13 protein-coding genes are annotated in these 18,623 nt (G+C 41.5%); 11 read left to right on the forward strand and 2 right to left on the reverse strand.

Going from position 1 to position 18,623, the window contains the following annotated elements:
• Positions 1 to 29 precede the first annotated feature (29 nt).
• Positions 30 to 329, reverse strand: a complete 300-nt coding sequence (locus tag EZV76_RS03800; protein ID WP_136565240.1) for a hypothetical protein — start codon at positions 327 to 329, stop codon at positions 30 to 32.
• Between the two features lie 180 nt (positions 330 to 509).
• Between EZV76_RS03800 and ileS the strand changes: the two genes are divergently transcribed.
• Genes ileS through EZV76_RS03820 form a run of 4 tightly spaced genes read left to right on the forward strand, consistent with a single transcriptional unit; the run spans position 510 to position 5,606 of the window.
• On the forward strand, positions 510 to 3,911 hold the full coding sequence (gene ileS, locus EZV76_RS03805) for an isoleucine--tRNA ligase (RefSeq protein ID WP_136565241.1): 3,402 nt from the start codon (positions 510 to 512) through the stop codon (positions 3,909 to 3,911).
• A 3-nt stretch (positions 3,912 to 3,914) separates the two neighbouring features.
• Entirely contained in the window at positions 3,915 to 4,298 is a 384-nt protein-coding gene (locus EZV76_RS03810; protein ID WP_136565242.1) for a TraR/DksA family transcriptional regulator, read from the forward strand.
• A gap of 26 nt (positions 4,299 to 4,324) precedes the next feature.
• Positions 4,325 to 4,945 (forward strand): DUF4097 family beta strand repeat-containing protein, encoded by a 621-nt coding sequence (locus EZV76_RS03815; RefSeq protein WP_136565243.1) that lies wholly within the window; start codon positions 4,325 to 4,327, stop codon positions 4,943 to 4,945.
• A 31-nt stretch (positions 4,946 to 4,976) separates the two neighbouring features.
• Positions 4,977 to 5,606, forward strand: a complete 630-nt coding sequence (locus EZV76_RS03820) for a lipoprotein signal peptidase (RefSeq protein WP_136565244.1) — start codon at positions 4,977 to 4,979, stop codon at positions 5,604 to 5,606.
• On the opposite strand, the gene EZV76_RS03825 is transcribed toward EZV76_RS03820, so the two are convergent.
• Positions 5,603 to 6,166 carry a 5-formyltetrahydrofolate cyclo-ligase gene (locus tag EZV76_RS03825; RefSeq protein WP_136565245.1) on the reverse strand — a complete coding sequence of 188 codons (564 nt, stop codon included), beginning with the start codon at positions 6,164 to 6,166 and terminating at the stop codon, positions 5,603 to 5,605. The genes EZV76_RS03820 and EZV76_RS03825 overlap by 4 nt on opposite strands.
• Before the next feature lie 472 nt (positions 6,167 to 6,638).
• On the opposite strand from EZV76_RS03825, the gene uvrC reads away from it, so the two are divergent.
• The 7 genes from uvrC (at position 6,639) to EZV76_RS03860 (ending at position 18,572) form a co-directional block, all read left to right on the forward strand.
• The gene (gene uvrC / locus EZV76_RS03830) at positions 6,639 to 8,429 is read left to right on the forward strand and encodes an excinuclease ABC subunit UvrC (RefSeq protein ID WP_136565246.1); all 1,791 of its coding nucleotides are present in this window, start codon (positions 6,639 to 6,641) and stop codon (positions 8,427 to 8,429) included.
• Between the two features lie 8 nt (positions 8,430 to 8,437).
• Positions 8,438 to 10,702 (forward strand): patatin-like phospholipase family protein, encoded by a 2,265-nt coding sequence (locus EZV76_RS03835; protein ID WP_136565551.1) that lies wholly within the window; start codon positions 8,438 to 8,440, stop codon positions 10,700 to 10,702.
• 336 nt (positions 10,703 to 11,038) lie between these two features.
• Positions 11,039 to 11,818, forward strand: coding sequence for a DUF3108 domain-containing protein (locus EZV76_RS03840; RefSeq protein ID WP_136565247.1), 780 nt, complete (start codon positions 11,039 to 11,041; stop codon positions 11,816 to 11,818).
• A gap of 5 nt (positions 11,819 to 11,823) precedes the next feature.
• On the forward strand, positions 11,824 to 12,801 hold the full coding sequence (locus EZV76_RS03845; protein ID WP_136565248.1) for a tryptophan 2,3-dioxygenase family protein: 978 nt from the start codon (positions 11,824 to 11,826) through the stop codon (positions 12,799 to 12,801).
• A 2-nt stretch (positions 12,802 to 12,803) separates the two neighbouring features.
• A complete protein-coding gene (locus EZV76_RS03850) occupies positions 12,804 to 14,084 on the forward strand; it encodes a peptidoglycan DD-metalloendopeptidase family protein (RefSeq protein ID WP_136565249.1) in 1,281 nt (426 codons plus the stop codon).
• Positions 14,084 to 15,721 carry a glucose-6-phosphate isomerase gene (pgi, locus tag EZV76_RS03855; protein ID WP_136565250.1) on the forward strand — a complete coding sequence of 546 codons (1,638 nt, stop codon included), beginning with the start codon at positions 14,084 to 14,086 and terminating at the stop codon, positions 15,719 to 15,721. Before EZV76_RS03850 ends, pgi begins: the two co-directional genes overlap by 1 nt.
• A 169-nt stretch (positions 15,722 to 15,890) precedes the next feature.
• Complete coding sequence (locus tag EZV76_RS03860) at positions 15,891 to 18,572, forward strand: TonB-dependent receptor (RefSeq protein WP_136565251.1); 2,682 nt, start codon at positions 15,891 to 15,893, stop codon at positions 18,570 to 18,572.
• The last annotated feature ends 51 nt before the right edge of the window (positions 18,573 to 18,623 follow it).

Below are 18,623 nucleotides of genomic sequence, written 5' to 3' on the forward strand. Positions count from 1 at the left end.
GTGCCTTTTTCCATATGTATCGCTCTTGACTAGATTTTCACACTATCAATGGCTTTTTTGGCCGCTTCTTTAGTCTTGTCCATGGCTTCCTCTCCAGCTTTTTTAAGGCTATCCAAAGCTTTTTCACCCATTTCTTGTGCTTCTTTTCCGGCTTCTTTGATGGCATCGCCCGCATCTTTTGCGGCATCCTCAAGGCTTTCACCAGCATCCTCAAGGGCTTCAGTAGCTTCCTCGGAAGCTTCTTTTGCTTTGTCAGATGCCTCCTTACAGGACGTCAGCACAGACATGGATAAGGACAGGGCCATAACAGTAATAAAAACTTTTTTCATGTTTACATGGTTTAGTGTTAATCCTGTTAAGATATATAATTTAAGATAAATGGAAGATTTTGATTATATCATATTTAGGTTAAGGATATTAAGTGAATACTAATGCCTTTTCAGGAGGTGTAATTCCATCTAAATTTATAATTTTGCAAACTTGGAATTCTAGAAGAAGTAGCAGTAGATATGAAGTTTGCGGAATATAAGGGATTGGATTTACCAAAGGTATCGGAAGAAGTTCTGGACTTTTGGAAGAAGAACCAGATTTTTGAAAAAAGTGTTTCCACAAGGGAGGGCAAGGAAAGTTATGTGTTTTATGAAGGGCCGCCTTCCGCAAACGGTATGCCGGGCATTCACCACGTAATGGCCCGTACCATTAAGGATATTTTCCCTCGGTACAAGACCATGAAAGGTTTTCAGGTAAAGCGTAAAGCCGGTTGGGACACCCATGGCCTACCCATTGAGATTGGGGTGGAAAAAGAACTTGGGATTACCAAGGAAGACATTGGAAAGAAAATCTCAGTTGAAGAATATAATGCTGCTTGTAAAAAGGCGGTAATGCGTTATACGGATGTCTGGAACGAGATGACCGAGAAAATTGGGTATTGGGTAGATATGGATGACCCCTACATCACCTACAAGCCCAAATATATGGAGTCCGTTTGGTGGTTGTTGAAGCAAATCTATGACAAGGGACTGTTGTACAAAGGCTACACCATTCAGCCCTATTCACCAAAGGCGGGTACCGGATTGAGTTCCCATGAACTCAACCAACCAGGGACCTACCAAGATGTGACGGATACCACAGTTACGGCCCAGTTTAAAGCGAAGAAAGAAACACTTCCCGATTTTCTGAAAGGAATCGAGGGCGATTTGTATTTTTTGGCATGGACGACCACACCTTGGACACTACCTTCCAATACGGCACTCACTGTTGGCCCAAAAATTGAATATGTTACCGTAAAGACATTCAACCAGTATACCTTTGAACCCATAACCGTTGTGTTGGCCAAAGGTTTGGTGGGAAAACAATTTGCCGGGAAGTTCACCCTAGTGGAAACTGAAGCGGAATTGGTCGAATTCAACGAAGGCGACAAAAAGATTCCTTATTGGATTGGAGAAAGCTTTGTGGGCAAGGATTTGGTCGGTATCCAATACGAACAACTATTGCCGTATGCACTTCCTTACCAAAATCCTGAAAATGCATTCCGTGTAATTTCTGGCGATTTTGTGACCACGGAAGACGGTACAGGAATTGTGCACACCGCGCCCACCTTTGGTGCGGATGATGCCTTGGTAGCCAAACAGGCGGAACCGGAAGTACCTCCCATGCTCGTCTTGGATGAAAATAACAATCCCGTTCCCTTGGTGGATCTACAAGGAAGGTTCAGACCTGAGATGAAGGAGTTGGGCGGCAAGTACGTAAAAAATGAATATTACGAAGATGGTGAGGCTCCGGATAAATCGGTTGATGTTGAGATTGCTATCAAACTAAAGGAAGAGAACAAAGCCTTCAAGGTGGAAAAATACGTTCACAGTTACCCCAACTGCTGGCGTACCGATAAGCCTATTTTATATTATCCTTTGAATTCTTGGTTTATCAAGGTCACCGATGTTAAGGATCGCATGTTCGAGTTGAACCAGACCATCAACTGGAAGCCAAAGGCAACCGGCGAAGGACGTTTTGGTAATTGGTTGGCCAATGCCAACGACTGGAACTTGTCCCGCTCTAGATATTGGGGCATTCCGTTGCCGATCTGGAGAACCGAGGATGGCAAGGAAGAACTCATCATAGGCTCTGTAGAAGAGCTCAAGGCCGAAATGGCCAAAGCCGTTGAAGCTGGGGTGCTGGGCAAAGATGTTTTTGCTGATTTTGTTGTGGGCGATATGAGTGAGGCCAACTATGACAAGATCGACCTGCATAAAAACATTGTGGACGGGATAACCTTGGTGTCTCCGTCAGGGCAACCCATGAAACGGGAATCGGACCTTATCGATGTTTGGTTTGATAGTGGTTCCATGCCCTATGCCCAATGGCACTACCCTTTTGAAAACAAGGAATTGATTGATGATGGCGTGGCGTTCCCGGCCAATTTTATTGCAGAAGGCGTAGATCAGACCCGTGGATGGTTCTATACCCTGCATGCCATTGCCACAATGGTTTTTGATACAGTCTCCTACAAGAATGTGGTTTCCAACGGATTGGTTCTGGACAAGGAGGGCAAGAAAATGTCCAAACGTTTGGGCAATGCCGTGGATCCCTTTGAAGTGTTACCGGAACATGGCCCTGATGCTACGCGCTGGTACATGATTTCCAATGCCAACCCGTGGGATAATCTAAAATTTGATATTGATGGAATTGTTGAGGTGAAGCGAAAGTTCTTCGGAACGCTTTACAACACCTATTCCTTTATGGCGCTTTACGCCAATATTGATGAGTTCACGTATACCGAAGCAGATGTTCCTTTGAAGGAAAGACCTGAAATAGATCAGTGGATCTTGTCCGAACTGCATACCTTGATCAAAGGTGTGGATGAGGCCTATGCTGATTATGAGGCGACTAGGGCAACCCGGATGATTTCGGACTTTGTACAGGAAAACTTGAGCAATTGGTATGTGCGTTTAAGCAGAAGGCGGTTTTGGAAGGGAGATTATCAACAAGATAAGATCTCAGCCTATCAGACCTTATACACTTGTTTGAACACAGTGTCCAAACTATCGGCTCCAGTAGCTCCATTTTTTATGGAACAGTTGTACAAGGATTTAAACAAGGCCTCATCAAAAGAAAATTTTGAAAGCGTGCATTTGGCAGAGTTTCCGGTATTTGATTCCACCATGGTGAACAAAAAATTGGAGCGTAAGATGCAATTGGCACAGAAAGTATCCTCATTGGTGCTTTCCATTAGACAGAAGGAAAAGATAAAGGTTCGCCAACCGCTTCAAAAAATAATGATTCCTATTTTGGACAGCACCCAAAAGGAAGATATAGAGGCGGTTTCAACCTTGATCAAATCCGAGGTGAACGTCAAAGAGATAGAACTGCTCGATGATGCTTCAGGTATCCTTGTAAAACAAATAAAACCTAATTTTAAGGTTTTAGGGCCTAAATTTGGTAAGGATATGAAGGCCATTGCTACAGCAGTGGGCCAACTGGGTCAAGAGGATATCCAGAAAATGGAAAGTGAAGGCGAATTATTGCTTGAATTGGATAATAAAAGCGTTAATTTACAGTTGACAGATGTAGAAATAACCTCACAAGATATTGAAGGTTGGTTGGTGGCAAGTTCCGGACCGCTTACTGTAGCCTTGGATATTACCATAGACGAGGCCCTTAGAAAAGAGGGAATTGCAAGGGAATTGGTCAACAGAATCCAAAACATCCGAAAAGAATCTGGATTTGAAGTGACAGATAAGATTGACATTAAAATACTGAAGGACGGTTTTGTGGAAAATGCGGTTTCCAGTAACGAGGATTACATAAAAACGGAAACCTTGACGGCAGAACTGAATTTTGAAGAAAAACTAGATGAAGGCATTGCAATTGCCTTTGATGAAGTGAATACAAAATTGTTTATTCAAAAGCATTAGAACATGGCCGAAGAACTTAAAGTACGATACTCGGATAAGGACCTTGAAGAATTCAGGGCCTTGATAGAAGAAAAAATAGAAAAGGCTAAAAGCCATTTGGAACTTTTGAAGAGTTCTTATATGAACGATGGCAACAACGGAACGGACGATACTTCGCCCACCTTCAAAGCATTTGAAGAAGGTTCGGAGACCATGAGCAAGGAGGCCAATACCCAACTTGCCATTCGTCAGGAAAAATTTATCCGGGACCTTAAGAGTGCTCTTTTACGAATTGAGAACAAGACGTATGGAATTTGCAGGGTTACAGGAAAACTCATCAATAAGGAAAGGTTGAAACTTGTTCCGCATGCCACGTTGAGCATAGAGGCGAAGAACATGCAGAAATAATAAACGCCTTAGGGCGTTTTTTGTTTATGAGGGCAACGGTATTTTTGTTGGGCTTCTTTTTCCTTGCGCAGCTTCAAGGACAGAAATTGGTAAAGAAAGCCTTTGTTGGTCCTAGAACGGAGTTTGTTCAAATTGACGCCCAAAATTGTTATACCATTAAACTAAGTACTACCACCGCGAACGAAATCAGTGTTGCTGCCAGCATAGAGGGGGAATATGCCAAAGACTTGTTGGTTTCCATTGAAGAAGAAGGATCAACCCTACGAATTAGTGCCGATTTTCAACCAAATTTTACCAACCCCAATGATAAATTAAGTGCACACAAAGTAATTTCCGTTGCATTGCAGATTACAGTCCCGTACTATAAAAATGTGTCCGTTTTTGGAACTAAAAGCGAAGTGCAGGTTGAAGGGAATTACAAAAACTTGAACATTAAGCTTTCTGAAGGCCGATGCGTTCTTGAGAATGTCTCAGAAAAAGTGGAGGTGACCACGCAAAGTGGGGATATTTGGTTAACGACCAGCGATGGACATATATTGGCGGAGAGCTCTTATGGCAATGTGGAACGTAACCCAATTCCTAAAGGGAACAACCAATATGTGTTGAAGAGTATCGAGGGGAACATCCATCTTAGGAAAACAAAATAATATCTATATTTTTGCAACTTCGTTAAAAGATATGAGTTTAAAAAAATCCTTGTTCATCATTGTTTTGATCCTGCTTGTGGATCAGATAAGCAAAATCTATATCAAGACCAGTTTTGTCTTGGGAGAATCAGTGGATGTGTTAGGGTGGTTCAAAATACTTTTTATTGAAAATGAAGGAGCGGCATGGGGTACCAAGTTGAGTGATCTTTTACCTATTTCTGAACCTGTTGGAAAGTTGATACTGACTGTTTTCCGAATTTTTGCCGTTTTTGGAATTGGTTATTGGCTGTGGGATATCACCAAAAAGAAATCACCAAGGACCCTTATCTTGGCGGTGTCGTTGATTTTTGCTGGAGCTTTGGGCAATATTATCGACTCCGTTTTCTATGGGATACTATTTGACCATAGTAGCGGACAGGTGGCCACATTGTTTACTGATGAGCCTTACGGGAGTTTACTACACGGCAAGGTGGTGGATATGCTCTACTTCCCCATGATAGATACGACATGGCCCGATTGGGTTCCGTCCATTGGAGGCAATAGATTCCGTTTTTTTGAGCCGGTTTTCAACATTGCGGATACGGCGATAAGTACAGGGGTCGGAATTTTAATTGTCTTCAATAAAAAGGCATTTCCAAAACAGGAAGAAGCAGCGGATTAAAATTTGTATACCTTCTTTGGGGTAACGCAGTAATCCAGCTTCACATCGCTTTGGTGGGTGTCCGTAATCATGGATTCTTCCACCTCAAAAAAAGAAAGCCCAATTTTAACGGTTTCTGTTCTGCATTTACTTAGTAAAGTGTCATAGAATCCTTTACCGTACCCCACACGGTTACCGTTGCAATCAAAGGCCAAAAGGGGCAAAAAGACTACATCTATTTTACCTTCGGGAATTAAAATACCGTCTACGGGTTCGGGAATATGCCACTTATTTTTCTTGAATCGGGTACTGTCGGTCAATAAATAGTTCTCCAAGGAGTGGTCGCCAACTACTTTAGGAACCACTACGTTTTTGTCTTTACCTTGAAGCAAGGTGATTAAAGGCAATGTGTCTACTTCCATGTGTTCCTCTATGGTCAGAAAAATATGGAAATAAAAAAAATCCCAAATTGGGATTTGAAGTACATGATTTGTAAGGAGTATACTTAAATCCGAGGTAGAGGAGGCATCAAGCTCGGCCCTTAGATTTTTGTATTTTTTTCTTAGTTCATGTTTCAACATCTAGTGCTGAAATTTGGGGTAGTGTTTTGGGGCATACATTTCTATTCTCCTCTGGTGGAAACCGAGAAGAAGATTTTGAAGAAAAGCATCAAAATCAAGTACATTCCCAAAACGATCACATAGTTTTCCATAGGATTGTATTTATACCGTTAAATGTAGGTAAAAGAATTGATAAGTTCACCATGAAATGCATCTTTTATCGATGAAATGCACCTTTTTTTGCAACAGTTTAACATTTTTAAAGGACCCTTAACTTGCGTATTGCAGGTTTTCCATTGTTTTTTTAAGGGAAATCCACAGTTTTATACCATTCAAATCAAATCGGCCCAAATTCTTTGTAATTGGAGTCCGTTGGTTGAAAGGAGCCAACGATCAATGCAGAACGGGAAAGTATCAAGTTTAACAAAAATCCCAATAATTTACATTTAACTTTGTTAGCAGTACCGCTGTAGGGCCAATTTTGTAATATTCTATGTCCAACCCATCCATCAATGTACAAATAAGTGTACTGCCCAATAACCCGGGAGTGTACCAATTTTATGATAAGGAAGGAAAAATCCTGTATGTGGGAAAGGCCAAGGATTTGAAAAAAAGGGTGTCTTCATATTTTAACAAGAAACAAGAATATGGGAAAACCCGTGTCCTTGTAAAAAAAATACACTCTATAAAACATATTGTGGTGGCTACAGAATCAGATGCCCTGCTTTTGGAGAACAATCTGATCAAAAAATTGCTCCCCAGATACAATGTGCTGCTCAAGGACGATAAATCTTATCCATGGATCTGTATTAAGAACGAACGTTTTCCCAGAGTGTTCCCAACCCGTAAATTGATCAAGGATGGCTCTGAATATTATGGTCCCTACACCAGTATGAAGACGGTACGCACCCTGCTTGACATGATCAAAGGCCTTTATCCTTTACGAACTTGTAATTATGATTTGTCTGCCGATAAAGTCGATGCCGGAAAATACAAGGTATGCCTGGAATATCATCTGGGAAATTGCTTGGGCCCATGCGAAGGCCTCCAAACAGAAGAGGAATATCATGGACAGATAGAGGATATAAGGCACATTATAAAAGGAAATTTTAAAAGTTCACTCCAGTCCTTCAAGCAGCAGATGAAAGATTTTGCAGAGAAAATGGAGTTTGAAAAAGCGCAAAGGGTCAAGGACAAAATAGACATCTTGGAAAATTACCAAGCCAAATCAACAGTGGTCAATCCCAAGATCAACAATGTGGATGTGTTCTCCATCATTTCCGATGAGACCTATGCCTACGTTAATTTCCTACAACTTTCCCATGGTTCCATAATTCGATCGCACACCTTGGAAATCAAAAAGAAATTGGACGAGACCGATGAGGAACTGCTGCAATTGGCCATTACCGAGATCCGCCAACGATTTAAATCAACCTCAAAAGAAATATATCTCCCATTTCCAGTAAGTGTGGAAGAAAACCTTAAGGTTACTTTACCCAAGTTGGGAGATAAACGGAGGATTTTGGAACTTTCGGAACGCAATGCACGGTTTTTTAGGCAAGACAAGCTAAAGCAGATCAAGATTACCGACCCCGATCGGCATACCAAACGAATCATGGCCCAGATGAAATCCGATTTGCGGTTAACCGTTGAGCCGGTGCATATTGAGTGTTTTGATAATTCCAACATTCAAGGAAGCAACCCTGTTGCAGCTTGTGTTGTCTTTAAGGATGGAAAACCATCCAAAAAAGATTATAGGCATTTCAACATTAAAACGGTTGAAGGTCCGGATGACTTTGCCAGCATGGAGGAAGTGGTATATAGAAGATATAAGCGATTACTCAATGAAGAAGAACCGCTTCCACAGCTCATTGTTATTGATGGAGGTAAGGGACAATTGTCATCGGCCCTAAAAAGTTTGGATGCTTTGGACCTTAGGGGGAAGATTGCAATCATTGGCATAGCCAAACGGTTGGAAGAAATTTATTTTCCAGAGGATCCCGTACCCCTGTATTTGGATAAACGGTCTGAAACTTTAAAGATCATACAACAACTGAGGAATGAGGCCCACAGATTTGGAATTACCCATCATAGGAACAAAAGGAGCAAAGGCGCCATTGGTTCCGAACTGGAGAACATAGAGGGCATCGGCAAAAAAACGACAGAGCAATTGTTGAAAAGCTTCAAATCGGTAAAACGAATTAAGGAGGCGTCTATAGAAAGTTTGGCAGAATCTGTTGGAGAGGCAAAGGCACAGAAAATATATAAATCCTTTCACCAGTGAAAAAGGAAATGAGACACATAGCAGTTACAATGGCGTTTGTTTTGATCGGGGTTTTGGGTTGGGCCCAGACCGCAGATAGTGAAGCTCCTCCCAAAGTTGGTCTCGTGCTTAGTGGGGGAGGTGCAAAGGGACTGGCCCATATTGGAGCCCTTAAGGTGATAGAGGAAGCAGGAGTCAAGGTAGATTATATAGGAGGAACAAGTATGGGGGCCATAGTGGGGGCATTGTATGCATCGGGGTATTCGGCCAAAGAATTGGACTCCATTTTTAGGGTAACGGATTTTACCAAGCTCATTCAGGACAATGTGCCCAGAGGGGCCAAGACCTTCTATGAAAAAGAAGACTCGGAAAGATATGCCCTAGGTCTTCCGTTCACCAATTTCAATGTAACCTTTCCGCAAGCAATTTCCGGTGGCCAAAACATTTATAATGAATTGGTGCGATTACTTTTTCACGTAAAGGATGTGCAGGACTTTAGCAAATTGCCCATTCCCTTTTTGTGTATTGGCACCAATGTGGAGACCGGCGAAGAGGTATTACTGGATCATGGTTATCTTCCTGAGGCCATTATGGCAAGCGGAACTTTTCCCTCCTTGTTTGAACCTTCGGAAATAGATGGGGATATTTTGATAGATGGTGGCGTGGTGAACAACTATCCGATTGATAAAATAAAGGCCCTTGGGGCAGATATGGTCATTGGGGTCGATGTACAGCACAATCTATCCACACGGGAATCCTTGTCGTCCGCCACTGAAATATTGCTCCAGATCAACAATTATAGAACGGTAAATGATATGAAAAAGAAATCCGAGGAAACGGATATCTACATTAGACCGGATATTGATGAGTTTTCAGTCATTGATTTTGGACGGAGCAAGGAAATCGTGGCCAGTGGAGAAGCAGCGGCAAGGACCAAAATAGAAGCTTTACAAACTTTGGCCTCTGAACAAAATTATGCGCCCGAGCCAAAGAAGGAGAGGATTTATGCCATGGACAGTCTTATCATCAATAGATTGATCATACGGGGTAATGATAGGTACACAAGAGGGTATATCAAAGGGAAGCTCAGATTCAATCTGGCCGAGAAAATAGCTTTTGACCAATTAAAACAAGGCATAAACAACCTTTCGGCAACCGGCAACTTTAAGGCCATCCGATATGAACTGGTCTCCAATGGGCTCGGCACGGACCTAATCCTTAAGTTGAAGGAAAACCCTACCAAGATGTTTCTAAAACTGTCCGCCCATTACGATGACCTTTACAAAAGTGCGGCACTGATCAATCTCACCAAAAAGAATTTCTTGATGAGGGATGATGTGGCATCCTTTGATTTTATTCTGGGAGATCATATCCGATACAATATGCAATATTATTTGGACAAAGGATATTACTGGAGTTTTGGGATCAACTCCAAGTTCACCGATTTTGATGAGGATATCAACTTTGCGTTGATCCGTTCAAATTTTGATGTCCCCAATGCCTCGAACATTCGTGAAATTAGTCTGGATGTTACAGATTTGACCAACCAAATCTATCTTCAAACGGTGTTGCGTGAAGAATTTGCCGGGACATTGGGCTTGGAGCATCGTTTTTTGCGTTTCAGTACCCGTACCCTAAATCAGCTGGATCCAGATGCCCCCGATGACTCGATGGAGTCTTCGGAGAGGACCTTTTTTGAAAACTCGAACTATTTCAGCACATTCGGGAAAATAACCTTGGATACGTATGACGATAAGTACTTCCCAACCAAAGGACTTTTGTTTGATAGTGATTTCCATTTTTATATACTCTCTTCTGATTTCAACAATAATTTTGAGGAATTTTCTGTGGGAAAGGCCAGATTGGGGACCGTAATCCCATTGGCCCATAACCTGAGCTTTAATGTTGAGGCAGAAGGAGGGCTGAAATTTGGAACATCGGCAGTTACATCCTTTGATTTTGTACTGGGCGGCTTTGGAAATGATTTCGTGAATAATTTCATTCCCTTTTTTGGGTATGATTTCCTGAGTGTTATCGGGAATAGCTTTGTAAAGGCATATGGAAGGTTGGATTACCGGTTTGCACCGAAAAACCACCTTCTTTTTTCCGCAAATTTTGCCAATGTGGAAGACGATCTTTTTAGAACTGGAAACTGGTTTACAGAACCGAGTTTTACGGGATATGGAATAGGGTATGGATTTGAGTCTTTTTTAGGCCCTATTCAAGTTTATTATTCTTGGACACCGGAGATAAACAATGACAGTATTTTCTTTAGTGTGGGATATTGGTTCTGATGAGGGAAGATGCATGAAAACCTGCATTTTTCTTAAGAATTTGCAAAAAAAACTGCGTCAGGACACCATTATCGTGCAAGTATAGTTAAAGTCCGTTAAAAACTCATTTTCCTACAAAACCTTGATGTATCTTTACATCAAATAAGGGGTGGTTCCCTTATAACTTTAAGTATTGGTTTTTCATAATTTAAAGTTTGGTTGGTTATTTAGGAAAAGCCCAGTTTTAAGACTGGGCTTTTTTTGTACATACTATTTTGGAACAAGTTTTGTTTAAGTAATTGTAAAGATATTAGCCCCGATGACGATTTTAGTAATTTTATAGCGAACTAACTGCTTATGAAAAAGATACTTATTACATTTTTATTGCTCTGTAGCCTGTCGGGCTTTTCCCAAGAAAAAGTGCCAGCATTCAAAGCGGGTGAATGGCTAAAATTCCGTATTCATTACGGATTTCTCAACGCCAGTTATGCCACATTGCACCTGAGTTCCAAAAATTTGGACGGGGTTCCAGTATACCACGTGGTGGGCGAAGGGAAGACCACTGGATTTGCCAGCATATTTTTTAAGGTAGACGACACTTATGAAAGTTACTTTGGAAGACATGATGGAAAGCCATATAGGTTTATCCGTAAAATTGATGAGGGTGGATATACCAAGGATATCGAAATTGATTTTAATTATGAAAAGGATACGGCTGTCCTAAAAGACAATAAAAATGGCACGCAAATGGACATTCCTGTGCATGATCGCATCCAAGATTTATTGTCGGCTTCCTATTTTTTAAGGAACACTTATGGTCTTGACCAATTTGAGATAGGCCAATCCATTGACTTGGATATGTTGTTCGATGACGACGGCGTTTTCAAGTTCAAGCTAAAATATTTGGGAAAAGAAACCCTCCGAACCAAGTTTGGAAAAGTGGAATGTCTTAAATTTAGGCCGATGGTTCAATCTGGAAGGGTTTTTAAGGAAAAAGAAAGTCTTACCCTTTGGGTTTCCAATGACCTGAACAAGATTCCCATCCGAATCAAGGCAGATTTGGCGGTAGGTTCACTAAAAGCCGATTTGGACGGGTACAACGGACTCAGAAATCAGTTTAGAATAATAATGAAATAGCATTGATGAAGAATGATGCGCTAATTCAATCCCAAATAAACAAACTTGAGGAAAAGTATAAAAACTCGGGACAAGACCTAAGTTCGTACTTGGATGGATTGCTTTACCAAAGATACCTTACCTATTGGGATTACATTCACCTAGATACGCTTTTGAGCATTCAGGTGCCCCGAACCCATTTCCCGGATGAGGAGATTTTTATCATGTATCATCAGATCACGGAACTCTACTTTAAACTCATTCTTCATGAACAAAAGCAAATAACCGAAGATAAATCCCAAGACCTTCGTTACTTCATAGAAAAGGTCAATAGGATGAACAACTATTTCAAGGCTCTAATATCATCCTTTAGCATAATGATCAAGGGGATGGAGCGGGAACAGTTTCTAAGATATCGAATGGCATTGCTCCCTGCAAGCGGGTTTCAGTCGGCCCAGTACAGGATGATAGAGATTTATGCCACCCCATTGGAAAATCTGGTGTACCATACCGAGCGGGATTCATTTTCTTCCCAAAACAAAATAGAAGAGCTTTTTGAACATATTTATTGGAAAAAAGGAGCAACGGATAAAGCCACAGGGGAAAAGACACTTACCCTAAAACAGTTTGAGATACGGTATACCCCAAGATTGCTCAGAATTGCCAACCAAGTAAAGGAGAGTACCATTTACCACAAATACCTTCAACTACCCGAATCTTCCAGAAAGAATAAAGACCTGATCAAGGCGTTAAAAGATTTGGATATCAATGCCAATGTTAACTGGCCCCTGATGCATATGGGCTCAGCATACCGATATTTGGCCAAGGAAAACCAAGAAGTGGATGCCACTGGAGGCACCAATTGGAAGCAGTTTTTACCACCAAGTTTTCAAAAAATAATATTTTTCCCAACTTTGTATTCAGAAAATGAGCTGGATGAGTGGGGAAAACAATGGGTGGATCACATTTTTAATCCCGCAAACAAAGAATACAAGGAAACATAAGCATGCATAAATTTTTTGGGGCAACTTTGGCATTGATAACGATATTGGTGTCATGTAAACAGGACAAGGTTTTGGTGGATGAATTGGTGAAAGTTGAAACCATAGAGAAACCGCCAGTAACACATTTTGGATTCAATCTTGAGGAATTCAATGTGGTCCATGATACAGTAAGAAGAGGGGATAGTTTTGGGGAGCTAATGCTCAGAAACAAAGTGGACTATCCAAAAATTGCGACTATTTCAGAAAATTTCAGGGATACTTTCGATGTACGGAAAATTAAAGTGGGTAAACCCTATACCATTCTTAAATCCAAGGACACTTCAGAAGTAGCAGAGATTTTTATCTATCAAAATGATAAAATAAACTATACCGTAGTGGATCTAAGGGATAGTGTAACGGCATACAAGAGCAAGAAAAAAGTAAAATTGAGAGAGCGTGAAGTTGGGGGTGTCATCACCAACAACCTTTCCGAAACCTTGGATAACTTGGGAGTTGACTACAATGTTACCATAGACCTTTCTGAAATTTACGCATGGACCATTGACTTCTTTAGATTGGAAAAAGGAGACAAGTTTAAAGTCATTTATGACGAGCGATACATTAACGATAGTATTTATGCAGGCCGTGGCCCCATAAAAGCAGCCTTGTTTGAGCATAAAGGGAGAACCATTTATGCATTTCCTTATGTGACCGATTCATTGAAGAACATCTTGGATTATTACGATCAAGAGGCCAATAACCTGAGAAGTACGTTTTTAAGGGCCCCCATTAAATTCGGATATAGATTGTCTTCCAGATATAATCTAAAACGAAGGATTGCTTATTACGGCTATAAGGTAAGACCACACAAGGGGACCGATTACGCAGCGCCTATTGGAACTCCGATCATTGCCACGGCAGATGGTACCGTAACCGAATCTACCCGAAGGGGAGGTAACGGAAAATATGTGAAGATCAAGCACAATAGTGTTTATAGCACCCAATACCTTCACATGAAAAGTCAAAAGGTGAAAAGAGGAGACTTTGTGCGCCAAGGCGATGTAATTGGATGGGTAGGAATGACAGGCAATACAGGTGGCCCCCACGTATGTTATCGTTTTTGGAAGAATGGTAGACAAGTGGATCCCTTGCGGGAGAAGTTGCCTACGGCCGAGCCTATTGCAGATTCGCTTCGAACACAATATATGGCACACATAGAGCCCATCAAGGACCAATTGGATTGCATAGAATTTGTAAACCCTAACCCAGAACCTGAAGAAACCTTAATATCATACAACCAGTAATGGCATTTCCCAAAATCGACCCAACTACAACCCAATCCTGGAAAAAACTATTAGCACACTATCAAGAGAACAAGGATACCCATCTCAGAGAACTTTTTGCCCTAGATGCTGATCGTGGCAAGAAGTTTTCCCTTTTGTGGAATGATTTTTTGGTGGACTTTTCCAAAAATCGAATTACTGGGGAAACGCTTGACCTTTTATTGGACTTGACTGATGATGTAAAGCTGAATGAAGCCATATCTGCATATTTTCAAGGAGATCTGATCAACCAAACTGAAGGACGGGCGGTGCTGCATACTGCACTAAGGGCTAAAAAAGGAGATAAGGTCTTGGTGGACGGGGAAAACATCGTTGATGAAATTTATGAGGTAAAGGAAAAGATGAAATCGTTTTCCGAGTCTGTTATTTCAGGGAATAGAAAGGGATATACCGGTAAGGCATTTACAGATGTGGTCAATATAGGCATTGGTGGGTCGGATTTGGGACCGGTTATGGTCGCCGAAGCCCTAAAATTCTATAAAAATCATCTAAAAACACATTTTGTAAGTAATGTAGATGGGGACCATGTGCACGAAATACTTAAGGAACTCGATCCCGAGACCACACTTTTCGTAATCGTATCCAAAACATTCACTACACAGGAAACGTTGAGCAATGCCCTTACTATTAAAAAGTGGTTTTTAAAGAAAGCTTCGGAAAAAGATATTGCGCAACATTTTGTGGCCGTATCTACCAATCTTGAAAGAATCAAGGAATTTGGTATTGCAGATGAGAATGTATTTCCTATGTGGGACTGGGTTGGGGGAAGATTTTCCTTATGGAGTGCCGTAGGGTTGTCCATTGCCCTTTCGGTGGGCTATAAAAACTTTGATGAGCTTTTGGCAGGGGCCCATGATATGGACATGCATTTTAAAGAAGCCCCATTTTCTGAAAATATACCAGTTGTCTTGGCCCTCTTGAGCGTTTGGTACAACAACTTCTTTGGTGCCGAGACCGAGGCCATTATTCCTTACACCCAGTATTTGAGTCGTTTTCCTGCTTATCTCCAACAAGGAATCATGGAAAGCAACGGCAAAAGTATGGATCGTGCGGGGAGCAAGGTAGACTATGAGACCGGAACCATTATTTGGGGAGAACCAGGTACCAATTCGCAACATGCTTTCTTCCAGTTGATTCATCAAGGCACCAAACTTATCCCAACAGATTTCATAGGCTTCAAACAATCATTGTATGGAGATGCAGACCATCACAACAAACTTATGGCCAATTTTTTTGCCCAGACGGAAGCCCTTATGAATGGTAAGACCGAGGTTGAGGTGAAGAAAGAATTACAAGCCCAAGGACTGCCCGAAGACCAACTTAAATTGTTGCTACCCTACAAAGTTTTTGAAGGCAACAAACCCACCAACACTATTTTGATACAAAAACTAACTCCCAAGAGCTTAGGCTCATTGATCGCCCTCTACGAGCATAAGATTTTTGTGCAAGGGGTAATATGGAACATCTTCAGTTATGATCAGTGGGGCGTGGAATTGGGGAAACAGTTGGCCAAAAATATTCTAGGCGACATAGAAAATTCTGAAATTGGCAAACACGATAGCTCCACACTAAATCTTTTGCAGTTTTTTAAGGGATAAATTAGAGGGTTCTTATTAATTGGAAATTCCGGTAACCAATTGCTTATCAACAGATTTTGCTTGTTAAATTTGTGTTAACTATATTAGCTTCATTTAACCTTGACTTAATCATGATGTTTTAAAAATACATCACTTTTGCAGGGCAAATTAAACACTAAAACACTGAAAAATGAGAAAAATCTACTTCGCTTTTGTGGCGCTTTTTGTTTCCGCAATGGCATTTTCACAAGGAACTATTACTGGTACCGTAGTGGATGGTGAGCTTGGAGGCCCACTTCCAGGAGCCAGCGTTATGGTAAGGGGAACTTCTGTAGGTACCTCTACGGATTTTGATGGAAATTTTACCTTGGAAGTCAACCAGGCCTCTGGTACCTTGGTGGTTTCCTATATTGGATTTGTTACCAAAAATATTGCATTTAGTGCAGCGGGTAGCGTAGGAACCATAACTCTTCAACCAGATGCTGAGGAATTGGAAGGAGTTGTAGTTGTAGGTACTGGTATTATTGACCTTGCTGCCGACAGAAAAACGCCAATCGCCGTTTCTTCGATTCCCGTAAAGATTATCCAAGAAAAAATAGGGACCCAAGACGTTACCATGACCTTGGTGAATACACCTTCTGTATATGTGTCAGGCCAAGCCGGAGGTTTTGGGGATACCAATATGAGGGTGCGTGGTTTTGATCAGGATAACACTGCCTTTCTTTTGAATGGTCAGCCTATCAACGGAATGGAAGATGGTTTGATGTACTGGTCAAACTGGTCTGGTCTTAACGATATTGCTTCTGGAGTTCAGATTCAGAGGGGTCTAGGTTCTTCCAAATTGGCCATTTCCTCTGTTGGGGGTACAGTAAACTTTGTGACCAAGGCCACAGAAATGGATCCAGGTGGATTTGGATACGCCACGGTAGCTAACAACAACTACATCAAAACTTCTGCAGGATACAATACTGGAATTTCCGATAAAGGATGGGGTTTGAGCGTTATGCTTTCCCACTGGCAAGGAGATGGCTACAATGAGGGAATGTTTGGTGAAGGACAGACTTATTTTATTTCTGTAGGGTATCGCCCAAACACAAACCATAACTTCAACTTTTTGATTACTGGTGCCCCTCAGTTCCACGATCAAAACTTCACCAAGCCCATTGAAGATTACTTGGAGTATGGTATGCACTATAATAACAACTGGGGTCTATACAACGGTGTTTACAAGACCGAAAGGAGAAACTTTTATCACAAACCTGTGGCCAACCTAAACTGGGACTGGACCATTGATGACACTTCTAGTTTGTCTACCGTTTTGTACGCCTCTTGGGGTAACGGTGGAGGTACAGGTGACCGTGGTAGCCGTATAAGAACAGATGAAGGACGTATAGATTATGATGCCATCTATGCCTTTAACAATAGCGTGCCCAATGGAGCGGGAGGTTACTTTGCTGCTGGTGGCGGTTATGTTACCCGTGCTTCCATGAACTTGCACAACTGGTATGGATTGATTTCAAACTTTGAAAAGCAACTTTCAGACAACCTTAGCTGGAACGTAGGTTTTGACCTAAGGACCTATTACGGAAAACACTTTAGGGTAGTATCCGATTTTCATGGACTTAACACTTGGCAAGAAAACATTCGCCTAAGAGATCAAAACAATAATCATGAAACCTACGGCACTTTTGGAACTTATAAAAGAGTAATTGCTACTGAATCCTTTAGACCTTCTGGATGGGCAGCAGCCTTTAACAGTTATCCTGAAGACCAAAAAATTGCCTACAGCAATGATGAGCGAATCTCTTATGGTGGATTGTTCACCCAATTGGAATATGCTACCGACCAATTCTCGGCATTCTTCCAAGGATCCGTTTCAAACCAATATCACCAAAGGTTTGATCCTTACCAATATGCAGATCAATCTTTGATCAATGGCACTTCTTCACAAGGAACAGACGAACCTATACCTGCTGGAATAACCGACGGTGTTGACTCTGAGAAAGTGAATAACTTTGGGTATAATGCCAAGGCTGGTTTCAGCTACAACCCTACTGCCGAGCATAGTTTCTACTTTAACACGGGATATTATAACCGTCAACCATACCACGATAACATTTACTTGAACTTTACCAACCAAGTAAATCCATTGACCGAAAATGAAAAAATCTTTGGTCTTGAGGCGGGATATGGGTACTCCAGCTCTATATTCTCTGGAAATATCAACTTGTACAGAACTTCATGGAAAGACCGCGTTGTTACCAGTTCCGATGTTGTGGACGATGTTGTGACCTATACCTCTAACTTTGGTACGGAGCAATTGCATACTGGAGTTGAGTTGGATGTTAAGGTTAGACCCGCCAGAGGACTTTCTTTCAATGGGTTTGCTTCTATTGGAGATTGGCAGTACAAAGGAGAGGCTGTTACCCAAGTTACTGATGAAGACCGAAATGTATTGAGTACAGAGAATGTTGATATCGATGGTGGAAAAGTAGGTGGTGCCGCCCAGCTTTCTGGTGGACTTGGATTTGCTTACAGAATTACAGATATGATTTCCGTGGATTCCGATTTCAGATACTATGACAATCTGTATTCAGATGTTGGTGCTATCAAGGAAAACTTGGAATTGCCATCCTTTAGCCTATTGGATGCAGGGGTTACCTTTAACCTGCCTGTAGGTATAGACAAAACCAGAAACTTGAAGATCAGGGCCAACATGAACAACGTTCTGGACAAGGAGTACATTTCTAGATTGACTACTGCCAACTTTGCCGAGGCAGGAGACGAAACCTATGAAGGTATTGCCGTTTCCAACCAAGGTTATTTTGGTTTGGGAAGAACCTGGAACGTTACCCTTCGCTACGATTTTTAATCAAAGCTGAAAAATAGATAGAAGACCCTGCCCATTGGCAGGGTTTTTTAA

This window comes from Flagellimonas alvinocaridis, from assembly GCF_004916895.1.
Lineage (GTDB): Bacteria > Bacteroidota > Bacteroidia > Flavobacteriales > Flavobacteriaceae > Flagellimonas > Flagellimonas alvinocaridis.

Excerpts from the sequence above, each read along its gene's own strand:
- EZV76_RS03800 (WP_136565240.1), bottom strand. The coding sequence starts at position 329 with ATGAAAAAAGTTTTTATTACTGTTATGGCCCTGTCCTTATCCATGTCT.
- ileS (WP_136565241.1), top strand. The coding sequence starts at position 510 with ATGAAGTTTGCGGAATATAAGGGATTGGATTTACCAAAGGTATCGGAA.
- EZV76_RS03810 (WP_136565242.1), top strand. The coding sequence starts at position 3,915 with ATGGCCGAAGAACTTAAAGTACGATACTCGGATAAGGACCTTGAAGAA.
- EZV76_RS03815 (WP_136565243.1), top strand. The coding sequence starts at position 4,325 with ATGAGGGCAACGGTATTTTTGTTGGGCTTCTTTTTCCTTGCGCAGCTT.
- EZV76_RS03820 (WP_136565244.1), top strand. The coding sequence starts at position 4,977 with ATGAGTTTAAAAAAATCCTTGTTCATCATTGTTTTGATCCTGCTTGTG.
- EZV76_RS03825 (WP_136565245.1), bottom strand. The coding sequence starts at position 6,166 with ATGTTGAAACATGAACTAAGAAAAAAATACAAAAATCTAAGGGCCGAG.
- uvrC (WP_136565246.1), top strand. The coding sequence starts at position 6,639 with ATGTCCAACCCATCCATCAATGTACAAATAAGTGTACTGCCCAATAAC.
- EZV76_RS03835 (WP_136565551.1), top strand. The coding sequence starts at position 8,438 with ATGAGACACATAGCAGTTACAATGGCGTTTGTTTTGATCGGGGTTTTG.
- EZV76_RS03840 (WP_136565247.1), top strand. The coding sequence starts at position 11,039 with ATGAAAAAGATACTTATTACATTTTTATTGCTCTGTAGCCTGTCGGGC.
- EZV76_RS03845 (WP_136565248.1), top strand. The coding sequence starts at position 11,824 with ATGAAGAATGATGCGCTAATTCAATCCCAAATAAACAAACTTGAGGAA.
- EZV76_RS03850 (WP_136565249.1), top strand. The coding sequence starts at position 12,804 with ATGCATAAATTTTTTGGGGCAACTTTGGCATTGATAACGATATTGGTG.
- pgi (WP_136565250.1), top strand. The coding sequence starts at position 14,084 with ATGGCATTTCCCAAAATCGACCCAACTACAACCCAATCCTGGAAAAAA.
- EZV76_RS03860 (WP_136565251.1), top strand. The coding sequence starts at position 15,891 with ATGAGAAAAATCTACTTCGCTTTTGTGGCGCTTTTTGTTTCCGCAATG.